The sequence below is a fragment of the Campylobacter rectus genome (assembly GCF_004803795.1).
Taxonomy (GTDB): domain Bacteria; phylum Campylobacterota; class Campylobacteria; order Campylobacterales; family Campylobacteraceae; genus Campylobacter_A; species Campylobacter_A rectus.
In genome coordinates this window covers 906,417-933,360 of record NZ_CP012543.1, presented here as the reverse complement: position 1 = coordinate 933,360, position 26,944 = coordinate 906,417, and the positions used below count along the sequence as shown (strand labels likewise).

General features: G+C 44.0%; 20 protein-coding genes. 6 read left to right on the top strand and 14 right to left on the bottom strand.

Annotation, left to right across the window (positions count from 1 at the left end; translation table 11 throughout):
- Positions 1-286: 286 nt before the first annotated feature.
- Positions 287-4,372 carry a DUF4214 domain-containing protein gene (locus CRECT_RS04420; RefSeq protein WP_002945147.1) on the bottom strand — a complete coding sequence of 1,362 codons (4,086 nt, stop codon included), beginning with the start codon at positions 4,370-4,372 and terminating at the stop codon, positions 287-289.
- Positions 4,373-4,699: 327 nt separating this feature from the next.
- On the opposite strand from CRECT_RS04420, the gene CRECT_RS04415 reads away from it, so the two are divergent.
- From CRECT_RS04415 to CRECT_RS04400, 4 genes are read left to right on the top strand one after another with little or no spacing between them, the layout of a single operon-like run.
- Positions 4,700-5,794, top strand: a complete 1,095-nt coding sequence (locus CRECT_RS04415; RefSeq protein WP_002945115.1) for a SapC family protein — start codon at positions 4,700-4,702, stop codon at positions 5,792-5,794.
- Positions 5,791-7,521 (top strand): type I secretion system permease/ATPase, encoded by a 1,731-nt coding sequence (locus tag CRECT_RS04410; protein WP_002945128.1) that lies wholly within the window; start codon positions 5,791-5,793, stop codon positions 7,519-7,521. The genes CRECT_RS04415 and CRECT_RS04410 overlap by 4 nt, the downstream gene beginning before the upstream one ends.
- A complete protein-coding gene (locus CRECT_RS04405; RefSeq protein WP_002945132.1) occupies positions 7,518-8,801 on the top strand; it encodes an HlyD family type I secretion periplasmic adaptor subunit in 1,284 nt (427 codons plus the stop codon). The genes CRECT_RS04410 and CRECT_RS04405 overlap by 4 nt, the downstream gene beginning before the upstream one ends.
- Positions 8,791-10,074: a TolC family protein gene (locus tag CRECT_RS04400; protein ID WP_002945155.1), complete on the top strand. Its 1,284-nt coding sequence runs from the start codon at positions 8,791-8,793 to the stop codon at positions 10,072-10,074. The genes CRECT_RS04405 and CRECT_RS04400 overlap by 11 nt, the downstream gene beginning before the upstream one ends.
- Here CRECT_RS04400 and CRECT_RS04395 read toward each other — a convergent pair.
- The 12 genes from CRECT_RS04395 to ybaK all read right to left on the bottom strand — a co-directional run bounded on the left by CRECT_RS04395 (position 10,067) and on the right by ybaK (position 23,935).
- Positions 10,067-11,272: a glycosyltransferase family 4 protein gene (locus CRECT_RS04395; RefSeq protein WP_002945114.1), complete on the bottom strand. Its 1,206-nt coding sequence runs from the start codon at positions 11,270-11,272 to the stop codon at positions 10,067-10,069. The two genes, CRECT_RS04400 and CRECT_RS04395, sit on opposite strands and share 8 nt — an antisense overlap.
- On the bottom strand, positions 11,259-12,110 hold the full coding sequence (locus tag CRECT_RS04390) for an NAD-dependent epimerase/dehydratase family protein (protein WP_002945143.1): 852 nt from the start codon (positions 12,108-12,110) through the stop codon (positions 11,259-11,261). The genes CRECT_RS04395 and CRECT_RS04390 overlap by 14 nt, the downstream gene beginning before the upstream one ends.
- Positions 12,100-13,131 (bottom strand): GDP-mannose 4,6-dehydratase, encoded by a 1,032-nt coding sequence (gene gmd / locus CRECT_RS04385; RefSeq protein ID WP_002945124.1) that lies wholly within the window; start codon positions 13,129-13,131, stop codon positions 12,100-12,102. The genes CRECT_RS04390 and gmd overlap by 11 nt, the downstream gene beginning before the upstream one ends.
- Positions 13,131-15,866, bottom strand: coding sequence for a glycosyltransferase (locus CRECT_RS04380; protein WP_002945110.1), 2,736 nt, complete (start codon positions 15,864-15,866; stop codon positions 13,131-13,133). Before CRECT_RS04380 ends, gmd begins: the two co-directional genes overlap by 1 nt.
- Before the next feature lies 1 nt (position 15,867).
- Positions 15,868-16,884 (bottom strand): class I SAM-dependent methyltransferase, encoded by a 1,017-nt coding sequence (locus CRECT_RS04375; protein ID WP_002945118.1) that lies wholly within the window; start codon positions 16,882-16,884, stop codon positions 15,868-15,870.
- The gene (locus CRECT_RS04370) at positions 16,874-18,076 is read right to left on the bottom strand and encodes an ABC transporter ATP-binding protein (protein WP_002945122.1); all 1,203 of its coding nucleotides are present in this window, start codon (positions 18,074-18,076) and stop codon (positions 16,874-16,876) included. Before CRECT_RS04370 ends, CRECT_RS04375 begins: the two co-directional genes overlap by 11 nt.
- On the bottom strand, positions 18,073-18,843 hold the full coding sequence (locus CRECT_RS04365; protein WP_002945109.1) for an ABC transporter permease: 771 nt from the start codon (positions 18,841-18,843) through the stop codon (positions 18,073-18,075). Before CRECT_RS04365 ends, CRECT_RS04370 begins: the two co-directional genes overlap by 4 nt.
- 58 nt (positions 18,844-18,901) lie before the next feature.
- Complete coding sequence (locus tag CRECT_RS04360; protein WP_002945126.1) at positions 18,902-19,516, bottom strand: sugar transferase; 615 nt, start codon at positions 19,514-19,516, stop codon at positions 18,902-18,904.
- Positions 19,513-20,634: a glycosyltransferase family 4 protein gene (locus tag CRECT_RS04355; protein WP_002945116.1), complete on the bottom strand. Its 1,122-nt coding sequence runs from the start codon at positions 20,632-20,634 to the stop codon at positions 19,513-19,515. The genes CRECT_RS04360 and CRECT_RS04355 overlap by 4 nt, the downstream gene beginning before the upstream one ends.
- 12 nt (positions 20,635-20,646) lie before the next feature.
- On the bottom strand, positions 20,647-21,990 hold the full coding sequence (locus CRECT_RS04350; RefSeq protein ID WP_002945161.1) for a mannose-1-phosphate guanylyltransferase/mannose-6-phosphate isomerase: 1,344 nt from the start codon (positions 21,988-21,990) through the stop codon (positions 20,647-20,649).
- Between the two features lie 2 nt (positions 21,991-21,992).
- Positions 21,993-23,393: a phosphomannomutase/phosphoglucomutase gene (locus CRECT_RS04345; protein ID WP_002945113.1), complete on the bottom strand. Its 1,401-nt coding sequence runs from the start codon at positions 23,391-23,393 to the stop codon at positions 21,993-21,995.
- 68 nt (positions 23,394-23,461) lie between these two features.
- Positions 23,462-23,935: a Cys-tRNA(Pro) deacylase gene (ybaK, locus tag CRECT_RS04340; protein ID WP_002945129.1), complete on the bottom strand. Its 474-nt coding sequence runs from the start codon at positions 23,933-23,935 to the stop codon at positions 23,462-23,464.
- 60 nt (positions 23,936-23,995) lie between these two features.
- On the opposite strand from ybaK, the gene fliL reads away from it, so the two are divergent.
- Both fliL and acpS read left to right on the top strand, forming a co-directional pair.
- Positions 23,996-24,520 (top strand): flagellar basal body-associated protein FliL, encoded by a 525-nt coding sequence (fliL, locus tag CRECT_RS04335; protein WP_002945104.1) that lies wholly within the window; start codon positions 23,996-23,998, stop codon positions 24,518-24,520.
- Positions 24,517-24,870 (top strand): holo-ACP synthase, encoded by a 354-nt coding sequence (gene acpS, locus CRECT_RS04330; RefSeq protein ID WP_002945112.1) that lies wholly within the window; start codon positions 24,517-24,519, stop codon positions 24,868-24,870. Before fliL ends, acpS begins: the two co-directional genes overlap by 4 nt.
- A 659-nt stretch (positions 24,871-25,529) precedes the next feature.
- Here the strand turns inward: acpS and CRECT_RS04325 are convergent.
- Positions 25,530-26,141 carry a trimeric intracellular cation channel family protein gene (locus CRECT_RS04325; protein ID WP_002945157.1) on the bottom strand — a complete coding sequence of 204 codons (612 nt, stop codon included), beginning with the start codon at positions 26,139-26,141 and terminating at the stop codon, positions 25,530-25,532.
- Positions 26,142-26,944: the final 803 nt, after the last annotated feature.

Here is a 26,944-nt window from a genome sequence, read left to right as displayed (position 1 = left end):
ATATTATTGCCTTTAATCTCTTTTAAGCACCTTAAAATAATCGATATCCGGCCCGTGGTCTCGTCGCCTGTAAATTTAGCCTTTATCACGGCCGGTTCGGTCGTCTTCGGGTCGGTAAAATTTATCTCACCAAGAGAAAGATAAATAAAATAAGGTTTAGAAAATATAATGATTGGGAGAAAAATACGATAAGTTTTGAATCAATCGTATCGCGTATGATTAAAATAATTAAAAAAGGTCTCCTAAAAGGAGACCTTTAAAACAACTATCCATAAAGAAAGAATCATTATGCAATAGTTATATCGCCATTAGCAGCACCAGTAGTTAGACCCGCAGCTTCATCAGTCGCGGTATTACCAACGCCTGCAAGTTCTACTACGGTGTCTTTGTTTCCGTCTTGGAACACATAAGTACTATCAATCTTTCCGTCGCCGTCTCTATCGTATCCGAAAGTAACGGTATCGCCGGTACCGTTAAGCTTTTCGGCTAAGAATTTTAAGACACTATCGAGATTCTTGGCATTTACGAGAGTTTTAGTCGTAAATGTATTCTCTTTATAGAATGTAATATTGCCTTTCGCACCTATACCCCAACCTTGGATACCGTTTGCGATATTCTCGGCAGCATTAGCCATAGTACTTTTTATCTTAGTCGTATCAAGATCGAGCACATCGTTTTTAGCGCCTCCTACCGTATCTGTCTTAAAGCCGTAGATTACATCGTTTGAACCCTTAACAGAGTCGCCGTCAGAAATCTTAACCTTCATCTTCTCTTTCGTATTGATAGAGACCTGATCTTTTCCTTCGCCGCCCTCTACTGTTATCATATCGGTTTGAGTTTTTGTGATAGTAAAGCTATCGTTACCCTTACCACCTTTCACTGTTGTTGTAGCCACGTTTGTAAATGGAGTTTCTTTTAAATTTGTAGAATCGTCATTGTATTGGGCGCCTACAAGGTAATGATCATCACCATCTGTAGATTTGGTAAGATCGGTTAAAGCTCTCTGTCCATTTACGGCATAGTTCTTCATCGTATCGCCTTCCCATACGGCCTGCACAGTTTCGCTGTCGCTAGCGATAAGATGATGAGTTGTAGTTGCAGCATTTTCACCGTCTGTAGCGAATTTAACATCGGCAGCACCGTCGGTCTTTGTGATAGAAGTTACTATCTTCTCATTTTTTAATTTAGTTCCAAGATTACCCTCGTATTTATCGCGACCGTTACCGAACTCAACAACGTTATTACCGTCTTTAGCCGTTACATAGTCATCACCGTTGCCTAGTTTTATATTGTTATTACCGGCGTCGGCATGAATCGTATTGCCTCCGTTACCGGCTATTATCTTATTGTCTCTAGCAGAACCAGTTATTTTGTTTTTACCGTTACCTGCAGTTATCGTGATATTGTTACCGCCTGAACCTTTCGCAGAGAAGACATTATCGCCGTTACCTAGTTTTACTTGAGAATTATCTCCCAGTGAAGTGACCGTAGCAGTAAAGGCTCCGCCAACATTCGTAGCGTCCACTTCTTGCATAGTCTTAAACGAACCGCCATCCGAAACGGTGCCGAGATTTACGCTACCTTTAGTCGCTACTTCTTTACCGTCTTTATCCACGCCGGTAACTTTAAGATGAGTGATATTTTTACCAAACACGTTATCGATCTTTGTTGTGGTAGTTTTATCTTTCTCGTCTTTGATTTTTACGTTAAATTTCTCTACGCCGTGAGCAGTAATCTTGCCGATAGTGTAGGATGTAGCTCCTTCTTTAATCCTATCAAGAGATGAACTGACATTAACGTTCAACTCTTTTGACTGATTGTTTAGCAATTCCACACCGTTAAAGTTCTGATCCTTATCGCCATCATCAGCAGCTACGTCGTCGTCTTTATTGTCTAAGTCGCCGGCAAAGTTAAGCTCGGATATATTAGATTTTTTCACAGTGATAGTTTTTTTACTAATATCGGTAGTGCCAAAAGTCGTATTATTCATTCCATAAACGCCGTATCCTAGGCTCTCAACATGGTCTGTTTGCTTGACGGCTTCTCTTGACATTAGAGTCATTTTCGTGATATCAGTATTTGTCACATCAAGATTTATATTGTCGAGAGCAGCAACATGAACACCCTCGATACCTTTAAGATTTAAAGCGTTATCTTTGCTAAATATCGCTCTTACGACATCGTTACCGCCTGCGTCGGTTATCGTATCTTTGCCGTCAAGACCATCAAGCTCTTTAAATGTAAGGACGTCATTACCGGTTCCTAGTTTGATGGTTTGCCCCGGATTTGCGGCTTGATCTCTTACGGTTAGTCTTAGATCGCTTTTTTGGCCGCTAGCATCGACTTCTTTTGCGACGATCTCGCTATTTACTGCAAAGTATTTACCTGCAGTGCCGCCGGTAAGGGTTACTTTGCCGGTATGATCGGCTGCGTTGGTAAGCTTCATCTCGTTGCTCTCGGTATCATCGTCCTTAACGGTTATGTTTTCGACACCCGCAGCACCGATCTCAAATTCAAAGCTGTTGTCCTTATTGTTTGCATCTAAGACTCTAAAAGTTAGACTATCATCTTTACCGCTTGCGTCCTTAAGGGTTGCCACGATTTTCGTATTGTAGTTATTTGGCTTATCTTCATTTCCGGCAGAATGCTCTATATCAATCACGCCCTCTTTTGAAAATTTCTCGGAAATATTACTCAAAGTAAAGGTGGCAAGCGTATCCATTTGCTCGGTTCTTACAAGCACTCTTTTTAAACTTGCGTCAAATCTATCAAAATCAGCAGATAAGTCGCCGCTTTGAGCTCTCATCTCCAAGTTTTCGATATTAGTGATCTTTGAGTCCGTTACGCCGTCGGCTCTCTTGCCTGTGCCTATGCTGCCACTTACCAACACTAGTTTGTCTTCGCCCGCACCGCCGTCGATATTTGTTCTAGAGCCAAGACCGCCTCTTAGATAAAACGTATCACCAAGCTTAGAACCGATGATATCGGTATTGAGTTTTCTTCCTGAGTCGAACGGATCGCTTGCTTCTTTTACAATATCGGTGATATCAAGAGTTAGGCTGCCTGTATAGCCTGAAGCGTCAAGTTTCGTAAAGCCTCTAGTGCCAGGCGTCTTTATGCCACCGTCATTTACCTTGTTAAATTGCGGATTAGCGCCGTCGTTAAGCTCTACATCGGCTATCTTTAGCTCGCCGCTTCCTTTGATAGTGAGCTCTCTAAGCTGATTGGCTTCGAATTTGTTCAACGAAACGCCTTGTTTTGAGATCAAATTTAAATTCTCGTAGCCTTCGGTATTTTTATCGCTGGTGATAGAAAGAGACTTAGCCTCTACATTTTCCAAAAATACGTTTGATTTGTCCTCAAAGCCGCTCAATACGCCTTTTTTGTGTTCAAATTTGACGTCGATGTCTTTTTTAGCGACATTAGCCAGTCTCATACCGACTAGTTTTTGACCTATGCTCTCGACGTTAAATTTATTGCCGGCTTCTTTAGTGATCCTGTGGATGTTGATTTTTTCCACATCGTTTGAATCGCGAAGATCAAGCGTATTAACGGTTCCGGTAACTTCGATGTTGATGTTTTGGATGTTGGTAAGCGTCGGAGTTCTTGAGGTCGGATCGCCTTCGTCGGCGTTGGCTTGTCCGAATTCGACGTTAAGGGTATTGTCGTGTCTGCTATAATCGCCTGTAAGCTTATCGCTGCTTTGTAGCGTCATAATCCTATCGGTGCCGCCGGGATTGTGTTTCATAGGAGCGTTAAATACGTTTGCGGTAGCATTATCGGTATTTGTTGTAAGCTCATACGCCTTTCCCGGATGCTCAGGGTTTGAGTGCCAATCCACGCTAGTATCGGTAGAAATGCCCGCCAATGCATCAACCGCAGGTTTAGCCGCATCGACGCTACTAGGATTGGAAGTTATCTTGTTAAGAACGCTTTTGAAAGGAGCAAGATCTTTAGCTTTTAGACCCTTTCCTTCAACTTTACCTGCGGTATAGTCGGACAAAGCGACTTTGTTGTTAAACAAATCTTGAGAGGCGCCTTTGTTTTTAGGATCTTGGGCGGCTTTTATGAGCTCGGCGACTACGGTGCCGCGTGAGACACCTGATTTTAGGGCCTTAACCCAAAAATTGATACCCTCAGGATCTTCTACTTCTGTTTTGTTAAGCGTATTTTTGTAGATATGCTTAATAAACGCCTCGTCGCTAGTCAAAGCGGAACCAAAATATTCTTTCGCAGCTTCCGTAGCGAGCATATTTGTAGCTGCAGTAGCAATATCTTGGCTGTTTTGCCAAAATTTATTTCCGGCGCCTTCTGAAACTCTACCGAAAAGAGTAACGTAAAGCTGGGAAACTTGTGTCTGTGTTAAAGCCATTAAGGACTCCTTAAAATGAAATTTTGGTAGTTGCAAAGACTTCCCATAGTAGAATCAACCGAGATAAGGTAACCGCAGATGAGCCTACTAAGGTCCGCTCTGTGTCCTACCTACTATCGATAGTACTTTTGCAAATACTTAAAGAGTATTATAACATAAAAGCTAGGAAATAAGTTTAATTCATTATTAAAAATGAGCGAAATTTACCGAAAATTTGCGAAAATTTTAAAAAAAATTATTTTACTTTGGCACTTTTTAAATATATTTTAAGTTTATAGGTGATAAGATTGCGCTTGATAAAAATTTATTTCAAGCGAAAGGAAGTCAGTGGGTAGAAAAGCAAGAGAGATAATCGGCGGAACGGTTTTAGTAAGACAAAACGGCGACTTTTGCAAAAACGAGGGCGAAATAGAGATATATAAGACCAAGCTTACGGACACGGCTAAGAGATACGGGGCGCAAATTTACGGCTACTTCATAGGTAAAGCAAGCGTGATGCTATATCTGCAAAGCGAAGACATAGCTAAATTTATGCAAGTGCTAAACAGCTCCTTCTCAAGAGAAAGAAATAAAAAAAGAGAGGATGGATGCATCGGCAAGACGGAGAGATACGAAGTGACGGTAGTCGGAGATAACGAAAAAGACGATGTGGCTAAATTTATAAAACAAAACGGAGGAACAGTCTTTGTAAAGACCAGCAAAAACATCAGTATAGATAAAAAACATAATATAAATAATATAAAGAAAAGGAAAAACATGAACATAACGGCCTTGCATTCGGATGAACACAGAGACCTAAGATATGTGGGCGGCGCTTTGCCTGATACGCCGGTAGCTAAGATCACAATATCGGAGATGAAAAAGTGCGCGGAAAACTTCTGCATAGTTTTTACTAACGATATAGTGCCGATGATGGTAGTCGTGCTAGGACGAGACGGCAATGCGACGATAGACGAAAATTTTGACGGATATGTGCCCGCGAGCCTAAAAAACTATCCGTTTTTACTCGGTAACGCAAACGGCAAAAGGGTGCTTTGTATCGATATGGACTCGGATCATATCCGAAAAGGCGGCGAAGAAGGCGAGATACTCTTTGATAAAGAGGGCAACAAGAGCGAATTTCTGGACAAAGTAGTATCGGCGCTAAAAAACTACGACGCGGACTTTAGAAAAACCGAAGCGATGATGGAAGAGATAAAAAAGGCGGGAATTTTAGTAGATAAGGAGCTAAATTTGAAAGTGGGCGAGGAGAACTATGTGCTGATAAAAGGCTTTTCCATAGTAAGTAAGAGCAAGTTAAACGAACTTGACGATAAGACTTTGGCGATGTTTGTTAGAAACGGATATATGAATCTAATCAACATACATTTAAGCAGTTTGGGCAACTTCCAAACTCTAGCTTCGAGGATACTTTCAAAATGAGCATAACTAAAAAAGAAAACGAACTAAAAAACATACTTAGAAAATCTAAAAAATGTCTGGTATATGCGGGCATCTTCAGCGCATTCGTAAATTTACTGATGCTCACTCCGCCTTTATATATGCTCCAGCTTTACGGCCGCGTGGTAACCTCAAGAAGCCTCGATACGCTTACTATGCTTACTTTGATAGTGGTGTTTTTGTTTGTAACGATGGGAGCTTTTGAAATACTTAGATCGCGAGTGCTTATAATATTCGCTAACCAGATGGATCAAAATTTATCAGGCAGAGTCTATGACGCGATATTTAAACTAGCTGCCGGAAACCCGTCAAGAACGACTTCGCAAGCGATGAGCGACATAAATACGCTCAAACAATACCTCAGCGGAAACGGAGTTTTTGCATTTTTAGACGCTCCGTGGCTGCCGATATATATCGCGATACTGTTTTTATTTCACCCGTATTACGGCTGGTTTAGCGTATTTGCGGCGATCTGTCTTTTTATTCTCGCGCTTTTAAATGAAAACGCGACGAAAGAGGGACTTAAAAACTCGAACGATAGTTATAGAAGAGAGATGCGCTTCGTGGATGCCAATCTAAAAAACTCCGAAGTCATACAAGCTATGGGAATGAATGCAAATTTGAGAAAAATTTGGGAGAAAAAACACGACGAGTTTTTAAATTCACATTCGGACGCAAGCTCAAAAGCGGGAATCTATGCGAACATAAGTAAAACGGCGCGCGTCACGTTTCAGTCCTTGATGCTGGGTCTTGGCGCGTATTTGGTCGTAAAGATGGAGCTAACTCCGGGAATGATGATCGCGGGCTCTATCATCATGGGTAGAGCGCTGGCTCCGCTTGATATCTTGATAGCCAGCTGGAAAAACTATAAAGGCGCGAAAGAGAGCTACCAAAGGCTGGATAGATTTTTAGACGAATTTCCGGTTCAGACCGATAGGATAAAGCTACCCGATCCCGTAGGACATATAGAATGTCAGGGCGTATCATTGCTACCGCCTAACGCAAAAACCTTGTCGCTAGCGGACGTAACGCTAAGCCTAAACGCGGGAGATATGTGCGCTATAATAGGGCCGAGCGCGGCAGGCAAGAGCTCGTTTGCCAGAGCGGTGCTCGGAGTGTGGCCTTTGTTTAAGGGTGTAGTAAGAGTGGACGGCGCGGATATAAATCAATACGATAGCGATCATCTCGGAGAATTTATAGGATACTTGCCGCAAGACGTTGAGCTTTTCGAAGGAACGGTGGCTGAAAATATAGCGAGATTTGGCGAACTAGACTCCGAGGAGATAATAAAAGCGGCAAAGCTAGCCAACGTGCACGAAATGATATTAAATTTACCCGAAGGCTACGATACCAGGATAGGCATAGGCGGCTCAAGCCTGAGCGGCGGACAAAGGCAAAGGATAGCTTTAGCAAGAGCGTTTTATAAATCGCCTAGGATAATAGTACTGGACGAACCGAACGCCAGCCTCGACGAAGCGGGAGAAAGGGCGCTGCATCAAGCCTTGCTGAATATGAAAGGCAAAGCGACTATCATATTGATAACGCATAAGCTAAATATACTAGGTATAGTCGATAAGATAGCGGTTCTAACCGCCGGCAGACTTATATATTTCGGACTAAGAGACGCCGTCTTGCACGAGCTTACCAAAAATCAAAACCAAGCGGTAGAGCAGCAGGCTAAACAAAAGATAACAGAGGAAAAAGAATGATATTGTCTGACGAAAAAGGAACGATAAGGTTTGGCTTACTAACCATTTTTATATTGGTCGGGGTTTTCGGCGGCTGGGCGGCTTTCGCTCCGCTTAAGAGCGGCGCCGTAGCGGTCGGAAAAGTAAGCGTAATAAACGATAAAAAGGTCGTGCAGCACCTAGAAGGCGGCGTCGTGGATGAAATTTACGTAAAAGACGGCTATAAGGTAAAAGAAGGAGACATACTTTTAAAGATGAGAAACTCCAAACTCCAAGCCGAGCTTAACGCTTCGCAAACCGATTACCTGCAAAACAGTGTTTTGGAAGCTAGGTTAATCGCGCAAAGAGATAATGAGGAGCAGATAAAATTTAGCGACGAGCTAAAGAAACTAAAAGGCTTTAAACGTGCTTCGGAAGCGCAAATAAGCATATTTAACGAGCAAAGAAAAATACTAAGCGATGAAAAAGAGATACTAAATCAACGCATATCTCAACTCTACAAGCAAATAGACGGGCTAAACGCCATAATATCTTCAAGGAAGCTAAGAGTGGAGTCGCTGGACGAAGAGACAAAAGAGTGGGATAGACTATATAAAGAGCAGCTAAGCGATAAGATAAGACTAAGGGACTTAAAGCGCGAAAAAATAGCCATCGACGGTGAGATAGCTTCTAATACGGCGGAGATCGCCAGGCTAAACGTCCAAATAACCGAAACGAAATCTCAAATGATCTTAAGGGAGAGCGCTTTTAAAGAGGATGTCCTAAAACAGCTTGAAAGCGTAACGAAGTCCATAAACACCCTCAGATCAAAATATATAGCCCTAAACGATCAGCTCGCTAGAACCGAGGTGAGAGCTCCCGTTAGCGGAACGATCGTGGGTATGACGGCTCATACGGTAGGAGGGGTCATCAGGCCCGGCGATCCGATAATGTATATCGTGCCCGACAGCACGGAATACATAGTAGAGGCGAGGATGAACTTGACCGATATAGATAAGGTCACGATAGGTCTGCTATCCGACGTTAGATTTAGCGCGTTTGAGCTACAGCAAGCCCATGTCGTAGAAGGAGAGGTCGTATATATCTCGGCCGACAGCTTGCAGGACGGTAACGGGCATCAATTTTACGAGATAAAGGTCAAGCTCACCGACAAAGGCGTAAAAGAGCTTGAGAATAACAAATTTTTCTTACTTCCGGGTATGCCTGCGGAGGTAATGGTGCAAACGTCAAACAGAACGGTTCTAAGCTATATCCTAAATCCGTTTACGAATATGTTTAAAAGGGCATTTAATGAAGATTAAAATTTTATCTTTACTCGCTGCGCCGATACTTTTATCCGCGCAGTCCGCGAGCTTGTCCGAAGCGTATAATATGGCTCTAGGAAACGACGAAGAGTATAAGTACTATATGTATAACAGTTTGGCCGGAGAACAAAGGTATAATCAGACCTTGTCCCAACTGTTGCCTACTATAAACGGCGATATATCTTATCACGGCGATAAATACAAAAGACAAAATAAAAACTCGAACGAAAGCTACACGAGCTACGGCGTTACGGTAAGGCAGTCGATATTTCAGCCGTCCTTATACTACCAAAGACAACAAGAGAAACTAAGGATGCAAGGAGGTCAAATCGAGCTCGAGCACAGCAGGCAAGACCTCGCTAAAAAAGTAACCAGGGCGTATTTCGAGCTGGCTTACGCGAATGCGAATTTAAAGCTGGCGTTAAGCTATCAAGATGCAAATAAGGCTAAATTCGAGCAAATGGAGCGCTCGCTCTCGCTAGGGCTTACAAATAAAATAGATATGCTCGAATCAAAGGTAAGATACGACGAGTCGATGCTAAGCGTAAGCAAAGCCCAAAGAAATATAGACATAGCCAAGATGTCGCTTTTTAAATTAGTCGGACAAGATATCGACACGATGGATTATTTCGAGAATATAAATATTGATTTTTTCAAAAATCTCGATCTTAAAAAATACAGCGATATAGAGCAAAATTTGGACTACAAGCAAAGCACGCTACTAACGAAAATAGCCGAAAAAGAGCACATTAAACGCAAAAGCGAGCATCTGCCGACCATTGATTTTTCAATAGGCTACTCAAATAACAGCTACAAGGACACTAAGGCTTTCGGCGATAAAAAACGCAGGGTCGAGACGAATATCCGCCTAAATATACCGATATTTTCGAGCTGGTACACGAGCTATCGGGTAGAAGAAGGTATGTTTTTAAGACAAGCTAGCATATCCAGACAAAACGAAGTCAGAAAAAACGTCGATATCGCTCAACGACAAGCAGCCATCGACTTTCAAAACTACATCCAAGAATACGACATAAACGTAAGATCGCTCGAGCACGCAAACGTCTATGAGCGCTCGATAGAGCGAGGATACGAAGAGGGGCTCAAAAACCTGGTCGATCTGCTTGACGCCAGAGCCAGGGTGCACAAGATAAGAAACGAGCTCATAGCTTCGGCCAGAAACGTGGTTTTGGCCTATCTTGAGCTTGAGAGCCTGATAAACGACATAAACACGCAAAGTATGAACAAGCTTGAGAGCGCGTTTAACTAATCAGCTTTAAAAATAGCTCGTTATGAGCTTTTGCGGACTTCGCCCAAGAAAAATCTTTGCAGCGGCGAAGTCCCAGTCTCGCAAAATTTTCCCGCATCTTTTTATCGGTAAGTAAAATTTGAAGCTTTTCTTTTAGGCTCGCTTCGTTTAAAGCATCAAAATAAACAGCATCTTCGCCGTAAATTTCTCTAAAAACTTCGATATCTGATAGCACTACCGCGCATCCGCAGGCCATCGCCTCAAGCGGCGGGATGCCAAAGCCCTCATAAACGGACGGATACGAAAAAACGCTAGCCGAACTATAAAGAGCCGCCAGCTCCTCGTCCGTGACAAAACCCGCAAATTTGATATTTTCGTTTTGATTTATGAGCTCGTGGATTTGCGAGTTTTCCCAGCCTTTCGCGCCGACGATAACCAGGTCGAATTTATCCTGCAAATCGCTTGGCAGCAGATTATAAGCCTTGATAAGCGTAGCGAGATTTTTCCTAGGCTCGATAGAACCCGCAAAAAGTATAAATTCTTTCGTCAAATTTAGTTTAGCCTTTACGGCCGCTTTTTGCGCGTCGTCCTTGGGATAAAAAACTTTATCGTCGTAGCCGTGGTATATCACGCTGATCTTACTCTCGTCAAAGCCTAGAATTTCCACGATCTCGTTTTTGGTAAAATTTGAGCCCGTGACGATATGCGTGGCTTTTTTAATATTTTGCATAAAGGTTTTTTCAAAAAACTCTATGCGATCTTTCGGATGAAATTCGCTAAATTTGATAAAAGTAAAATCATGCACGCAGACCACGACGCACCTCGCCTCGATATCAAGCGGGATGAAATTGGGCTGAAAATAAAGGTCGAATTTCATCCCTTTAAAATTTCGCTCGTTTAGCTTTTTTAAAAATAGTCTAAAACGCGTCTTCACGCCTAAGGGCAATGTCGATAAAAAACGCTTTACGCTTTTTAATAAAACTTTCTTAAACGCGCCAAGAGGGGAAGTTTTTTGCTCGTAGCCCTTAAAAATCAGCTCCTTTGAAACAAATCCGTAGTCATAAAATGGATCAAATTTATCCTTATCCAGCCTTTTTACGATCTCGTAAGCGTATCTGCCGATGCCCGTGAGCTGCGAAATGAGCGGCTTTGCGTCGATTAAAATTTTAGCTCTGCCCTCTTTTTTTGGCGCGCAGTTTTTAATTTTACTCGTTTTCATACATCCATTTTAGCGTTTGTTTGATGTGCGTTTTGCACAAATTTAGCCCGTTTGCTTCAAGCCTCGCGGTATCGGCCGTTATTTCCTCGGGCTCGTCCGCTCGCATAAACGCGGGATTTTGCTCGACTTTTATATCGCGCCCCGAAATTTCTCTCATAAAATCTAAAATTTCGCCTATGCCGTGCCCTTTACCCGAGCCGATATTAAAAATCCTTTCGCCGGTTTTTAAATTTAAAAGCTTTTCGTAAATTTTAACCACGTCCAAAACATTGTTGTATTCGCGCTTCGGGGTTAAATTTCCAAGCTCTATGACCCTAGCGTTTCGCTTAAAATGCGATACGATTTTAGGAATCAAAAAATTTACACCCTGCCCCGCTCCCGTGTAGTTAAATGGGCGCGTTATCAAGATATCAAGGTCGTAGTCCTTTGCTAAATTTTCCATTTGCAATTTACTTTTAGCATATGCAGATAGTGGATGCGGCGTCAAATTTTCGGACAAGGCTCCTGCTTCTTGCGCACCGTAAACCGAAGCCGAGCTTGCCAAAATCACTCTTTTTGGCTTTTTTCTTTGCTCGCTAAGCGCATCGAGCAGGTTTTTGCTGCCTGCAAAATTTACCTTAAAAATAAGCTCAGCATCGCTTGGCGCAAAAGAAATACCGGCCAGATGGATCACGAAATCAGGATCAAATTTGAAGGCGTCTTTTACGCTTTTTATATCGCAGATATCGCAGTTTTGCGTCGTAGCCTCAAAGACTTCGTAGCCTAAATTTTTTAGATGCGCGCACAAATACCTACCGCTAAAGCCTTCCGCGCCCGTTACGAAAACCTTAGAACTCAAAGCCGCGCTCTATTTTTTTAAGATCGGCCTTAACCATCATAGCGCAAAGCTCTTTGACGCCCGTTTTCGCCTGCCAGCCAAGCTCTTTTTTAGCCTTACTTGCATCACCGATGAGCAGATCGACCTCGGCGGGACGATAAAACTGCGGATCGACGCGGACTAAAATTTTGCCGTTTTTATCGCGCGCGACCTCATTTTGGCCCTCGCCTTCAAATTTCAGCTCGATATCAAGCGCCTCGAAGCTAAGTCTCACAAAGTCGCGAACCGTCGTCGTTTCGCCCGTAGCTAGCACGAAGGTATCGGGCCTATCGTGCTGCAAGATCGCGTGCATACCTTGGACGTATTCGTAGGCGTAGCCCCAGTCGCGCTTGGCGTCCATATTTCCCAGCTTTAAAACCTCGGCTTTTTTCAGCGCGATCTTTGCGGCGGTGTTTGTGATTTTTCTCGTAACGAACTCAAGGCCTCGCAAAGGACTTTCGTGGTTAAACAGTATGCCGCTCGAGCCGAAAATTTCGTAACTCTCGCGGTAATTTACCGTGATAAAATGCCCGTAAAGCTTAGCTACGCCATAAGGCGAGCGCGGATAAAACGGCGTATCCTCGCTCTGCGGGATAGCTTGCACCTTGCCGAACATCTCCGAGGTGCTGGCTTGATAAAATTTGATATTTTTATCCACGATGCGCACGGCTTCGAGTAAATTTAGCACGCCTATGCCGGTAGCGTTTGCCGTGTGAAAAGGCTCTTTGAAGCTAACTCCGACAAAGCTTTGCGCGGCAAGGTTATAGATTTCGTCCGGTCTAACCTCGGAGACGACGCTTAGGATGTTAAAAGGATCGGTTAGATCCATCTCTAAAATTTGCAAATTTTCGTTTTGCGCGACTTCAAGCTCGTTTAAACGCCACAAATTTAGGCTCGCCGTTCGCCTGCACGTGCCGTAAACTTTATAGCCCAGCTCCAGCAGATACTTCGCCAAATAGGCTCCGTCTTGCCCTGTAATGCCCGTGATTAACGCTTTTTTCATTATAATTCTCCTGTTAAAATTTGATAAGCCTGCTCGGTGCTTTGTCGCCACGACACAAGCTCTATCAGGTGTGATTTGATGTGTTTGTCCTCTTTAAAATCCCCGAGCCACCTCTCTATAACGCCCGCTAGATCATCGTCATCCTTAAAAAACGTCGCCGAGCCGTTTGAAACCTCTTTAAACACGTTAAGCTCGCGTGCTATTATCGGGATCTTGTGGATAGCGGCTTCAACGAGCGGCAGGCCAAATCCCTCGGCTCTACTTGCGGCGATAAGGCAGCTCGAGTTTTTATAAATTTCATCCAAAAGCTCGTCGCTGACGAAATTTAGATAAATAAGCCTTTTGCCGTTTTCCTCGTGTTTTTTTATCTTTTCGTAAAGCTCATCGACCATCCAGCCGATCTTGCCCGCGATGACCAAATTTATATCAAGCCCCTTTCGCCATAGCGTCTCGAACGCCATTATAGCCGCATCGTGACCCTTTCTGGGCTCAAGCGTTCCGACCATTATAAAGGTCGGTTTGGAGCGAATTTTATCTAAAATTTCAAGCGAGGCTTTATCGAGCCCGTAGCTTGGCGCGGTTGCTTTTATATCGCAGCCAAGCTTCATACTTTTTATGATTGGCGGAATTAGCAGATCATTTTTAGCGATATACTCTTTTACATCATCCACGACGGCATCCGATATGCATGCAAGACCGTCCGCTACGCTTATAACGGCTTTCGCCCAGCGATCGTGATTGCCCGGAGAGACGGAGGGCACAAACTGCGGATACAAAATCGGGATAAGATCGTAAATAACAAAAAACAGCTTGACGCCCTTCGCGCGAAGCCTTTGATAAACGCCGTTTTTGTATGCATTTACCGCGCCGATAGGCATATAATCAAGTCCGTAAAATATATCCCCTTCGCTCATATCGGTCGCTTCATTTACGGCGTTCCACTCTTTTAGTCCGTATAGATCCCTCATAAAATCTTTAGCGCAAAAATACGTAGAGCGCAGATCGTCGTAATATATCGGCTCTATTTGGTAGGCTAAATTTCGCATTTGCAAAAGCTGCAAAAGTTGAGCTCTAACTACGCGCTGGATGCCTGTTTTTATGTCCTTTACGTAAATTTCGGTTATATCGACGAAAATTTTATTTTTTTTAAGAAGCGGCGGTTTTAGCGAAGCTATGGATTTTGAAAGAGAGATGATATCGCTTTTGGATTCTTTAAAATCGGGCAAAATTTCTCTTAGTAGCGGCTTTTTGGCGTAAATTTTTTCTATAAATTTAAAATATTTCTCGGCGCAAAATTTAGGATTGTGAAATTTATCCAGATGATCTTTAGCGTTTTTGGCTATTTTTTCTCTTAAAAACATATCGCCGCAAAGCTCGTCTATAGCGGTTGAGAGCTCTTGCGAGCTAAATTTATCCTCGACAAAGCGCACGCAATCTTGCGACAAATCCCTCATAGAGCCGTGCTTATTTACGATAACGGGCAAAGCGTAGTTAAAACAGTCCAAAACCGCAGCCGACGTCTCGCCTCTGGAGTCCGCCCTTAACTGCACGGCTATATCGCAAGCGTTTAGATACTCTTTGTAGCTATCATCGTTTGTCCAACCCGTGATTTTTACGCGCTCTTGCAGATCGTGCTCTTTTATGTAGCGCTTTATGAGCGAGATATACTCCATACTCGTGCTGTCGCCGACTATGACCAAAATCGCCTCGTTTTTGGCATTTGCCAAGGTCTGCTTAAACGCCCTTACGATATCAAGCGTAAGCTTGGTGGAGCCAACGTAGCCAAACGTGCAAATAACAAGCTTATCTGCGGGTAAATTTAGCCTATTTTTGCATTCGTTTTTAGGCAAAATTTGAGCCGGTTTTCTAAGTAGCGGGATGACTTCAAATATACCGTTTTCGCCTCCGCAAAGCTCGTCAAATATCCTTTGAGGCTCGTTTGAATGAGCGATAACGCCCAGCGACGCGTCTATCAGGGCTTTGTTTGCGGGATATTTTAGCACCGTTTTTTCAAGTCCGTTTTCTTTAAAAAAGCTAAGCGCTTCGTATCCGTGCGAATAGTAAAGCTCGTCGTAAAATATGGAGTGATAATAAGCGTCCTGCGTGTAAATAAGCTGCGACATATAAAAATCGTGAAAAACGACGACGCCTTCGAATTTTTTCAAAATCTCATACATATAAAGATGATAGTGCGAACCGCCCATTTGATATATTATGCGCTCAAATTTATGCGGATCCTCCAAAAAAGCCTTCGCCTCTTTTATATCGTAAATTTGCTTTAATTCGGCATCTACATTTGCCGCGTTTTCGACAAAAACGGTTATCTCGTAATACGCGCCAAGCTCATCTAAGAGCTCTTTTGAATACAAGCTAACGCCGGTTTTTTCGTTCGGTAGCGGTGAAAAAAAGGCCAAGTTCGGCTTTTTATCGCTTATCTTTTCGGGCTCGCTTTCGGGGATTTTAAATTTTTCAAATTCGCCATAAGAAACGATAAAATCGGAATTGGTATTTTTCAAAAAATACCGCTTTAGCTTTTTTATCTCGTTTTGATCGCCGATATAAAGGGTCGGCTCAAAAATATAGCATTTAAATTTGCCGAGTTTTTTTCTCAAATTTAGCGTATTTACGTCTTTGTTCGCGTTTATCAAAAACTCTATCTCGCGCTCGTTAAAACCTTCAAATTTAGCAGTATCTATGTCGCTCAAAAAGCCCAAATCGACTAAAACGCAACCCATCTCAGTCCTTTTTTAAAAGATTATAAATTTGCAGCTCTTTTTTCGTGAGCGTCTTTGCTTGTTCGTTTATTATCATCTCTTTACTCATTAAAATTTTTGATTTGCGGGCGTATCTTTTTAGCCTGCCGACTATTTTTTTAGCTATTTTCATAGAAACTCGAAGCGGCTTTGTTATGCGCCACGATTTACTGTTTAGCATATCGTTTAGCTCGTTTTGAGCCGCCTCATAGCGCTTTATATAGGCATTTAAGACGCCGTCTATTTGCTGTTTTAATTTATCAAATTTATTATTGTAACTTGCCGAAATTTGAGCCAAATTTACTCCCGGCATCACCGCAAAAGCCTCGTCAAACAGCTCGCTTTGATCCCCATTTTTTTGCGCTATTACGGAGTAGTCGGGGCTCACCCCCTCAAATACGTCAAAGAGCCCCATATCGCGCTCGTATTCGGACGGCGATTTTTCGTTGGTTTTAAAGATAAAATTTCGCTCCAGCCCGTAATAATGCGTAGCAAACGACAAAAGTTCGCAAGGGATAGGATTTTTATGCGTAGCGTCGAGATAAAACCACTGCGTGCCGACCATTATATTTTCTGGATTTGGCGTCTCGAGGATCAAGATACCGCATGGAGCCAAAACCCTTTTGGCTTCCTTGATGAGCTCTAGCACGTCGTCAAATTTGATATGCTCCACGACTTGAAAAGCGGTTATGATATCAATGCTGTTTTCGTCTAAGCTTCTTAGTTCGCCCAAAGCGTCGTTTACCGCTGCGTTTAGCCCCTTTTGCGAGGCTAACCTGACCATACTTTCGTTTACGTCGATGCCGCGAGCGTTAAAGCCGTTTTCGTTTAGCAAGCTTATCCATTCGCCGCGTCCGCAGCCGATATCCAGGGCTTTTACTTCGTCTTTTAAAATTTTTAGAGGATTAATAAATTTTAGATATTTTTTCTGCCTCTCTTTTATGAGCTCTTCGCTACCTCTAAATTTTTCCTCAAACGCCACGTAAAAATCATCGTTCATTTTTTATCTCCACTATCGGTTCAAGCCTGCAAAGCCCGACAAATTCCTTTTTCTCCCCGCTTATAACCTCGAAATTTAAAGCGTTATCTATCCAGTGATAGCACTCGTTTATGTGCGTTTCGTCAGGATGAACGGCGACGGTCAAGGTGTATAATCCCACGCCGATATTTAGACGCACTTTAAAATCGACATTGTAAATTTCGCCCTTTTTAAACGCGTATTTCGCGCCTAGCAAACCAGTATTCGTGCCGTAGACGTCCTGTCCGAATTTATCTTTTATCAAAATCCCGATCGATGCGTTATCGCTATCTAAATCAGACAGAAGCTTGACGCTAAATTTTACCTCGTCGCCGCAGCTTACGGTCGCGGTTTGCACGCTATCCTTTTGCATCGAAATTTCTAAAATTTCAACCTCTTTCGTGCCGTAGTTATTTTCAGAAATCTTGATCTCTTCGTCCTCTTTTGATATCTCGGAAATCAGATAGTTATAAGTATCGAGCACGTCGGAAGGATTGCCGTCCTGGACTATCCTGCCCGTTTTTAAAAGTATTATACGGTCGCAAAGCAATTTAAGCGCGTTTAGATCGTGCGAGACGAAGATCACGCTTTTGCCCAGCTGCTTTATCTCTTTTAGCTTTTTGACGCATTTTTGCGAGAAGTGCGCGTCGCCCACGGACAGCGCCTCGTCGATGATAAATATGGACGCGTCCGAAAAAATAGCGATGGAAAAAGCAAGCCGCACGACCATACCGGAGGAGTATGTGCTTATGGGCAAATTTATAAAATCTTTTAGCTCGCTAAATTCGATGATGTTTTGCAAATTCGCATCGATATAGGCTCTATCCATACCGAGCAAATAGCCGTTAAAATAGATATTTTCTATGCCGTTTAGATCGTAGTTAAAGCCTGCTCCAAGCTCCAAAATCGCGGCGATTTTGCCCGTTTTCTCGACCGTGCCCGAGCTTGGCGTCAAAACGCCGCTGATTATCTTTAAAAGCGTAGATTTGCCTGCGCCGTTAAGCCCGATGATGCCCAGGCTCTCGCCGCTTCTTAGATCAAAGCCGATGTCGCGGTTCGCAAAAAAGCTTTTGTGAGATTTTTTACCGAAAAATATCTCTTTTAAGCGGTCGCTTTCACGTTCATAAACTTTAAATTCCTTGCTTATATTTTTTACGCTTAAAACTACGCTCACAAGACGTCCTTAACGGCGCTTATAAGCTTTTTATAAAAGTAAAATCCCAGCAAAAAAGCAACCGATGCCGCAAAAAACGGAGCGATAAAATCCGAAATTTTAAACTCGTCAAATAAAAATATATTTTGATACGGTTTTATAAAATAATAAAGCGGATTTATATCAAGCAAAATAGGCGCCTTTTTTTCCATAATCTCGGCTGGATAGACTATCGGCGTGGCCCAAAAAAGTAGCTGTAAAACTATCGGAACGACCTCTTTGATATCTCTAAAAAATACCGAAAACACGGAAAATAAAAGCCCTAGCCCGAAGGTAAAAACAAACTGAAGCGCCATAAGCGGAATGAGAAATAGCAAATTTAAGCTAAGCCCCTTGACCGCAGCTAAAAACAGAATGCCGATAAACATAGAAAACGCAAATATTATATACTGGATGATGAGCGGGCTAAGCTCGAACGCATAAAGCGGGGTGCTTACTTTTTTTAGTATGCCGGCTTTTGCAAAGGGCGTTTCTATCATTATAGCCAACGCACTACTAAAAGCCGAAAACGCAAAAAGCCCCGGTATCAAGTATATGCTGTAAGAGTAAGCCTGATCGCTGATACCAAGCCTAGCGCTCATAAAATCGGAGAATATAACGGTGTATATAAAAAGCATCACAACGGGCGAAACGATATACCAAATTTGACCGAGTCCCGTTTTCGCGTATCTGCTTTTTAGATCAAATTTTACGAGTTGATAAATATTTATTATTTCATTTCTTATCAATAATTAACCTAAAATTTTTATCTATATTCTACCCAAATTTGATTAAATTTTATACAAACTATCCATTTAAAACGATGCCGATCGTTTTAAAAAGTATCTTGATATCGCCCCAAACGGATAAATTTTCTACGTATTTGCAGTCGATTTGAACACGGTCGTCAAATGAAATTTCATTTCTGCCGCTCACCTGCCAAAGCCCGGTAAGCCCCGGTCGCACTCTCGTTATCTTGCCCAAATTTTTGCCGATTTGTCTTTTTTCGTAAAACATATACGGGCGCGGCCCGACTAGGCTCATCTCGAGCCTAAGGACGTTAAAAAGCTGAGGCAATTCGTCAAGCGAGGTGCGTCTGATAAAGCCGCCGACTTTTGTTATGCGCGGATCGAATTCGTATTTGTGAAATTTGGCGAAATGTCGGACTTCTGCGGGATTTCGCTCGAGATAGTCGTCTAAAATTTTACGCCAATTTTTATGCATCGATCTAAATTTATAGCAGTTAAACGGCCTGCCGAATCGCCCTATGCGCTTTTGTTTGAAAAATACGCTCTCACCGGGCTCGTTTATCTTTATGACGGCCGCCACGACCATTACGACCGCGAGCCAAAAAGGAGCGGCCGCAATGACGATAGCGTAGTCGGTCACGGCTTTTAGCAAAATTTTAGAGCGCAGATTCACAGCTCGCCTCCTAAAAATTTCTCGTAGCTATCCTCTACGAGCCGCTTTATCTCTCGCTCGAAGCGCTCTTTTGAAAATTTTAGCGCGTTTTGCCTGATCGCTTGCGGATCGAATTTATCGCTCGTTTTTTCAAATTTCGTCACCGCTTCGTTTAGGCTAGCTTCGTTTTGCTCGCTAAAATAAACGCCCGTAACGCCCTCTATCACGCTCTCTTTCGCTCCGCCCTCGCCTAGGCAGACGACGGGCGTCCCACAGGCCTGAGCCTCCACCGGCGCGATGCCAAAGTCCTCCACGGCCGCAAAGACGAAGGCTTTTGCCTTGCCCATCAGCTCCGCGGTTTCGCGCGCGCCCTGAAAACCCAAAATTTCGACGTTGCTTTTTGCGATATTTTTGATTTCCCTCATCTGCTCGCCGTCCCCTACCACGACTAGCTTTTTGCCGTTTTCGTTAAAGGCGCGCACGATTAAGTCGATCTTTTTATAAGGCACCATCCTTGAGACCGTAACGTAAAAATCCTCTTTGTTTTCATTAAATTTAAAATTCGCGGTATCGACGGGCGGGTAGATCACGGCTGCGTCCTTGCCGTAAATTTTACGTATGCGGCGCGCGATAAAATTTGAGTTTGCGACGTAAACGTCGGCTCTGTTTGCCGCGGCGACGTCCCAAAGGCGAATTTTATGCAAAAAATATCTAACGAGCATCGATTTTAGCCCGCGCTCTAGTCCGCTTTGACGCAGATAGTCAAAATACATATCCCAAGCGTAGCGCATCGGCGTGTGGACGTAGCTTACGTGAAGTTGGCGCGAGTGCGTCAGCGCGCCCTTTGCCACGGCATGCGAGCTAGATAGCACAAGGTCGAATTCGCTCAGATCAAACCGCTCGATCGCCAGCGGAAAAAGCGGCAGATAGCTTCTAAATTTGCTCTTAGCGAAAGGTAAATTTTGTATAAAGCTAACGTGAGCGAATTTGCCCTTTAAAATCTTTTGCCTATCGTCAAATTTAAGGTGATCTACGAGGCTAAAAATCTCAAAATCATCCCAAATATCCGTAAAGCTCTGCACGCAGCGCTCGGCTCCGGCATAGGTTTCCAGCCAATCGCAAACCAGGGCTTTTTTCATCCGCGACGCCTGTTATTTTCTATCATAATCGTCACTGATGCGCACGATATCATCCTCGCCCAGATATTCGCCGGTTTGCACTTCGATGACGATGAGATCGGTATTTGCAGTATTTTCGAGACGGTGAGTTTGCTCTTTTTTTATATAAATGGACTCATTTTGCTTTAGCGGCGTTTTATCGCTATCTATCGTTACCAGCGCTTCGCCCTCGACGACTATCCAATGCTCGTTTCGTTTGAAATGCTTTTGCAGGCTCAGCCTCTTGCCGGGTTTTACTATTATCTTTTTCATCTTATAGCCGTTGCCCTCGCCCAACACCTCGTAGCTGCCCCACGGACGATATACGCTCGTGTGCGCCTCGCAAATTTCGGGCAAAGAGTTTGAAAAATGTTTATAAACCTCTTTCACTTTTTGCGAGCTGCCTTTTTTAGCGATCAAAAGCGCATCTTCGGTATCGACGACGAGCAAATTTTGCACATCCACGAGCGCGGTCGGCTTTTTTGCGATGACGAAATTTTCACTAGCGTCTATTTGCAGCGGTTCGCCGTCGCTTTTCATCTTTTTACTAAGCTCGTCAAAGCTGCCCATATCGCTCCAACCGGCATCCAGCGGTACCATTTTGATATTTAGGCTTTTTTGCATCAGCGCGTAGTCGATGCTGATGTCCTCGATCTTATCCATAAAATTCGGACTTATTTTTAGCAGATTGAGCTCATTTACCGAGCCCTCTATCGCCGCTGTCACGTCTTTTACGATGCTTGGTGCATATTTTTTCATCTCGTTTAAAAACACGCCCGCCTTAAAGCAAAACATCCCGCTGTTAAAATAATACTCGCCCTCTTTTATAAATTTAACCGCCGTTTCGAGGTTGGGCTTTTCTATAAATCGCTCCACATCGCCGTTTTTATCGGCCTTGATGTAGCCGTAGCCGGTATTTGGCTCGCTGGGCTTTATGCCAAACGTCACCAAAAAATCCTGATTTGCATAGCTTTGCGCGATCAAAAGAGCCTTTTTGTATTCAGCCTCGTCCTCGATCAAATGATCGCTCGGAGTGATGAGCAAAATCTCGTCCTCGTCGCAGCAAAGCGCGGCAAAAGTGATCGCTGCGGCGGTGTTTTTGCCGAAAGGCTCGAGGATAAATTTATCTATTTTTTTGCCTCCGCACTCGTCAAGCGCCAAAAAATAGTGCGCCTCGTTGCAAACGATGATCGTTTTTTGCGCATGGACGTTGCGTCTAAGCGTGAGATCAAAGAGCGATTTGGCGTTAAAAAGCCTGATAAACTGTTTTGGCATCAGCGTGCGAGATAGCGGCCAAAGCCTAGTGCCCGAACCTCCGCAGAGTATAACATTTGTCATTTTTACGCCTTTTGCTTTAAATTTTCGACCAAATTTAAAAAGGTTTCTTGGAGTCTTGCAAGCAAATTTTGATCCTTGGTTTCAAATCTCGTGACGATAACGGGCGTCGTGTTTGAGGCTCGCACTAGCGCCCAGCTGCCGTCCTCAAACTTCACTCTAACGCCGTCTATGTCGATGATCTGGGCTATCTTACCCAGGCCTGCTAGCAAATTTTGCGCGTCGCCTTTTTCGTAAATTTCAACCAAAACCTCTTTTAGCTTTGCCACCAGCTTAAATTTTTGCGTATCGGTCGTTTTTACCTTGATTTCATCGGTGCTAAAGACCTTTGGCAGCTTACCCAGCTCGCCATCTAGGCTAAAGCCCTTTGCAACCAGCTCTAGCGCGCGAAACATCGCGTAGATCGCATCGTCAAAGCCGAAATACCGCTCCTTAAAGAAAATATGCCCGCTCACCTCGGCCGCCATATCGATATTTAGCTCCTTCATCGCCTTTTTGATATTGCTGTGGCCGGTCTTGCCCATAAAGCTTTTGCCGCCGTGAGCGTCGATCTCGTCATACATATTTTGCGAGCATTTGACCTCGCCCAGCACGCGCGGATTTTTCATCGCGAGGCTATATAGGTAGGCTAGCTCGTCGCCTTTGATATTGCGTTTTTTGGTGAGCACCGCGATGCGATCTCCGTCGCCGTCAAAACCAAATCCAATGTCGAATTCGCCCTTTAGCGCGGCTTTTAAATCGCTTAAATTTTTCTCCTCGCTAGGGTCGGGGTGATGGTTTGGGAAGTTGCCGTCGGGTCGGGGATATAAAATTTGAGCGTTTAATTTTAACGCCTCGCAAATTTCAGGTAGCACCGCGCCGACCGCTCCGTTTGCGCAGTCGATGACGATTTTAAGCGGTAAGGCTTTTAAATGCGCAAACTGCTCTATGAGGAAATTTTTATAAGGCGTCGCGACGTCGAATTTTTCGGCCCTAAAATCATCGGGGATTTGCGTTTTTGCCGCGATATCATCCAGTACGGCGGTTTTTAGCTTTTGCAAATCCTCGCCGAAGTAGCTATCCTTAAAAATCGTGATTTTAAAGCCGTTGTATTCTTTTGGATTATGAGAGCCCGTTATCATTATATTTGCGTCAAATTTATCCGCAAACACGCTAAAATACCCGATCGGCGTCGGCAGCAAGCCGATATCATAGACTTTGATCCCGGATAAATTTAGCCCGCTAACCAGCCGGTTGAAAATCTCTCCCGCGCTTAGTCTCGCATCAAAGCCGACGCTAACGTTTTTAGCGCCTCTGCGCAGCATCTCGCGCCCTAAATTTAGCCCGATCGCCTTGACGCTAGCTTCGTTTAGATCGCGCTCAAAAACCCCGCGTATATCGTATTCTCTAAAAATTTCATCTATCACAAATTTTACCTTTTTAAATTTATTTTATTTTAAGACGGCGTATTTTAACATTTTTGGGTTAAATTTCGCTAAACGGCGACGTCGCCGAGCTTTGCTTGGGTAACCTCTATCAGACTTCGGGGCGCTATCTTGATCTGTTTTCCGCGCACGCCCGCGCTCACATAGACATACTCCTGCTTCAAAATTCTCTCGTCAAAAAAGGTCTCGTAGGCTTTTTTCATAGCTATCGGCGAGCAACCGCCTCTGATGTAGCCTGTCACTTTTTCAAGTTTTTTTAAGTTTAAAAGCTCGCATTTTTCGTGTCCGCTAAGTCTGGCCAAAGCCTTTAAATTTAAGCTCAGATCGCCCTGTATGCACACTACGATATAGCCTTTGGGCTCACATTCGCAGACGATGGTTTTATATATCTTTTCTATCTCTTCGCCGCAAACGGCAGCCACGTGAACGGCGCCGAGATCGCTCTCATCCGCTTCGTATTCTACCAGTTCGTAAGGGGTATTTTTGCCGTCCAGAAACCTCGCTGCGTTAGTTTTATGTATCATTGCTTTCTCGTTTTTCAAAAATTTAAGATATAATTATATCTAAAATTTTAAGGAGAGCAGATGGCTGAAGAGGCACAAGGTAAAAAAGGCGGCAGCTTAGTTCTAATCATAATTATCGTTATTTTGATATTGCTTTTGGTGGTCGGGGGGTTGCTTGCGTTTTTGCTAATGAGCGGTAATGACGATGCTATGCAGGCTCAAGCGATGCATTCGCAAACCGAACAAGTCCAAACTCCGATGTCCAAAAACACGATGGGCAAGCGCTCGAGCGACTACATCAATATGGGGCCGATTTATCCGCTAGATCAGTTTATAGTAAATTTACTTAGCGATAGCGGCTCGAGATACCTAAAAACAAAGGTCGATTTAGAGCTTAGCGCCGAGTCGCTCACGTCCGAAATAGACAAGAAAAAGCCGCTTGTCAGGGATATCATCGTATCGACGCTCTCGTCTAAAACATATGAAGAAGTCAGCACTCAAAAAGGCAAAAATCGCCTAAAAGACGAGATAGTCGATCGTCTAAACGAGGTTTTAGCCGACGGCCATATAAAAAACATTTACTTTACCGACTTTGTGGTGCAATGATCGGCATAGACATCGTAGCGATCTCGCGTATCTCAAAGCTCAAACAGCGGCGAGGCGAGGAGTTTTTGAGATATTTTTTGAGCGATGACGAGATAAAGATCGCAAAAACGGACGCTACGATCGCGGGATTTTTCGCGGCTAAGGAGGCTATCAGCAAGGCTCTTGGCTGCGGGATCTCGGCGGAGTTTTCGTTCTTTGACGCTCAAATTTACAAAGACGACAAAAATGCGCCAAAAGTAAAATTTTCAGAAAAAATCATCAAAAATTTTAACCTAAAAGACGCGCAAATCACCATCAGCCACGACGGCGGCTTTGCGATCGCCGCGGCGATACTGCAAAAAGCGGATTAAGCCTTTCAAATTTAACTTAAAATTTATCCGTATCAACCGTAAAATTTACAAAATCGCCGTAAATAAACCAATGCGCACCCCTTGCCTCAAGATGAAGTCAAAGCGCGCGGTCGTTCCCGCTCGGCAAAAAACTGATGCAAGCCCTCGTTTTGATGACGAATCCGGCAAAATATTTTCCGCCGCGGCCGCCGCAGCGGGTCAAATACGACGATAATATCAAAAACGCCCCGCCGTAAAGCGTAAATTTATTTAAAAATTTGGGACGTTAAATTTCGCCGCTCGAGTCGTAAAATGAAATTTTAGCCGGTCTATTAAAAATCTCAAATTTAAATTAACGAATTTTACCGCCCCCAAGCGAAAGCGGCGTTAAATTTTCAAATTTTACGCGGCCGATAAACAAAAACAGCGAATAATTTTCACCGCACAAAAGCCAACGGATGAAAAATATTTTTAGCGGGCAGGTAAAAAATACCGCAAATTTGGGGCGTTAGATATACGCTTCATCTAAAATCTTAAATTAACGAATTTTACCGCCCCCAGACGAAAGCGGTGTTAAATTTTCAAATTTTACGCGCTATTTAGCTGTTTTTGCTATCTAAGTAAATGCGGTCGATTTCTCAAATTTCAAGCGCCGTTGCGACTGCGAAATAGAGCAAATTTCACTTCTGCAGCTTCGGCAAGCTCCAGCCTAGATAATACGCTGCCAGCCTAAACACGACGCCAAACGCGAAAAGCCCCATCACCCAAAATACGTTCGTGAGCCCCGCATAGTCCATCGCGAAATACAGCAGCCCCACGACGATGCTCACCGTCGCGTAAAGCCCGGTTTTTAGGCACCAGGGGATTTCGTTAAACAGCACGTCGCGCATCATACCTCCGCCCACGCCGTTGCAAAGCGCGAGCAGCACGACGCCGAAAACGTTGTAGCCAAACTGCAACGCCACGATCGCCCCGACGATAGAAAAGCTCACCAGGTCCACGGCGTCGGTAGTGACAAATAAAAACTTTTTCTCGATGTCGCTTCGCTTGTGCAAACGAAAAAATGCGGAAAAAAAGAGCATCGCCATCACGATGACGCCGGGAGCGTAGTTTGTAAAAGAATACGGCGGACGCGAGACGATGGCGTCGCGCATAAATCCGCCTCCAAGCGCAGTCAGCAGCGATGCGATGAAAATGCCCAGCCAGTCGCAGTCGCGCTTGACCGCAAAGATAAATCCGCTCGTAGCTGCCGAGGCGATGCCGATGTATTCGGCGACGAGAAGTGCGTTCATTTTTAGCCTTAAATTTTAAATACGATTTTACATCGTTAAAATGAAAAAGCAGATAAATTTTAAACAAAAATTTGGCCGAAATACGCCTATGCCGCACCCTAAATTCAAAAAAAGATATTTTGAGATTAGGCCAAAAGCGCCTCGGCGAGTTTCTTTAAAACGCAACGGCCGACGTCGGCGTCGTGTGGGGCTTGGGTTTTGGCTCGTGGCTCGAGCTCAAATTTAACTTGGTGCAAATTTGCGCTTTTCGGATATGGACGCAAATTTCAGCGCGGTTGCACGGTGCGAGCGTAAATTTAGGCCACCGAAGCTTGTGCGGACGACGGCGTATGGGGTTTTGGCGTGCAAGGCTTAGGCTTTGGCGCTCGGCTTGATGAAATACGGACGCGACCCAGACTCCAAAAGAGCAGCTATACGTGCGCGTATAGCTGACGTCGCTCGGCTGCGATAACCACGCCTCAAAAACTCTACCAAAGCCGCGAGTGCGGCATATGGGGCTTGGGCTTTGGTGTGCATTTAACTTGGTGCAAACTCGAGCTTTAAAACGATTTGAGACGTGCGCGGCGTGAGTGTAAATTTTGGCCACCGAGGCTTGTGCGGGCGGCGACGTGCGGAGCTTTAGTGTGCTGCGCAAGTGCAAATTTAATTTGGTGCCAATTTGAGCTTTAAAGTGATTTAAAGTGGGTGCGGCGCAAGTGCAAATTTTGTCCGCCCAAGGAGTGTGGGTGCGGCGTGCGGCTGGCGATGAAATGCGGACACGACCCAGACCCCAAAAGAGCAGCTACGAAATAAACGCTTGCAGT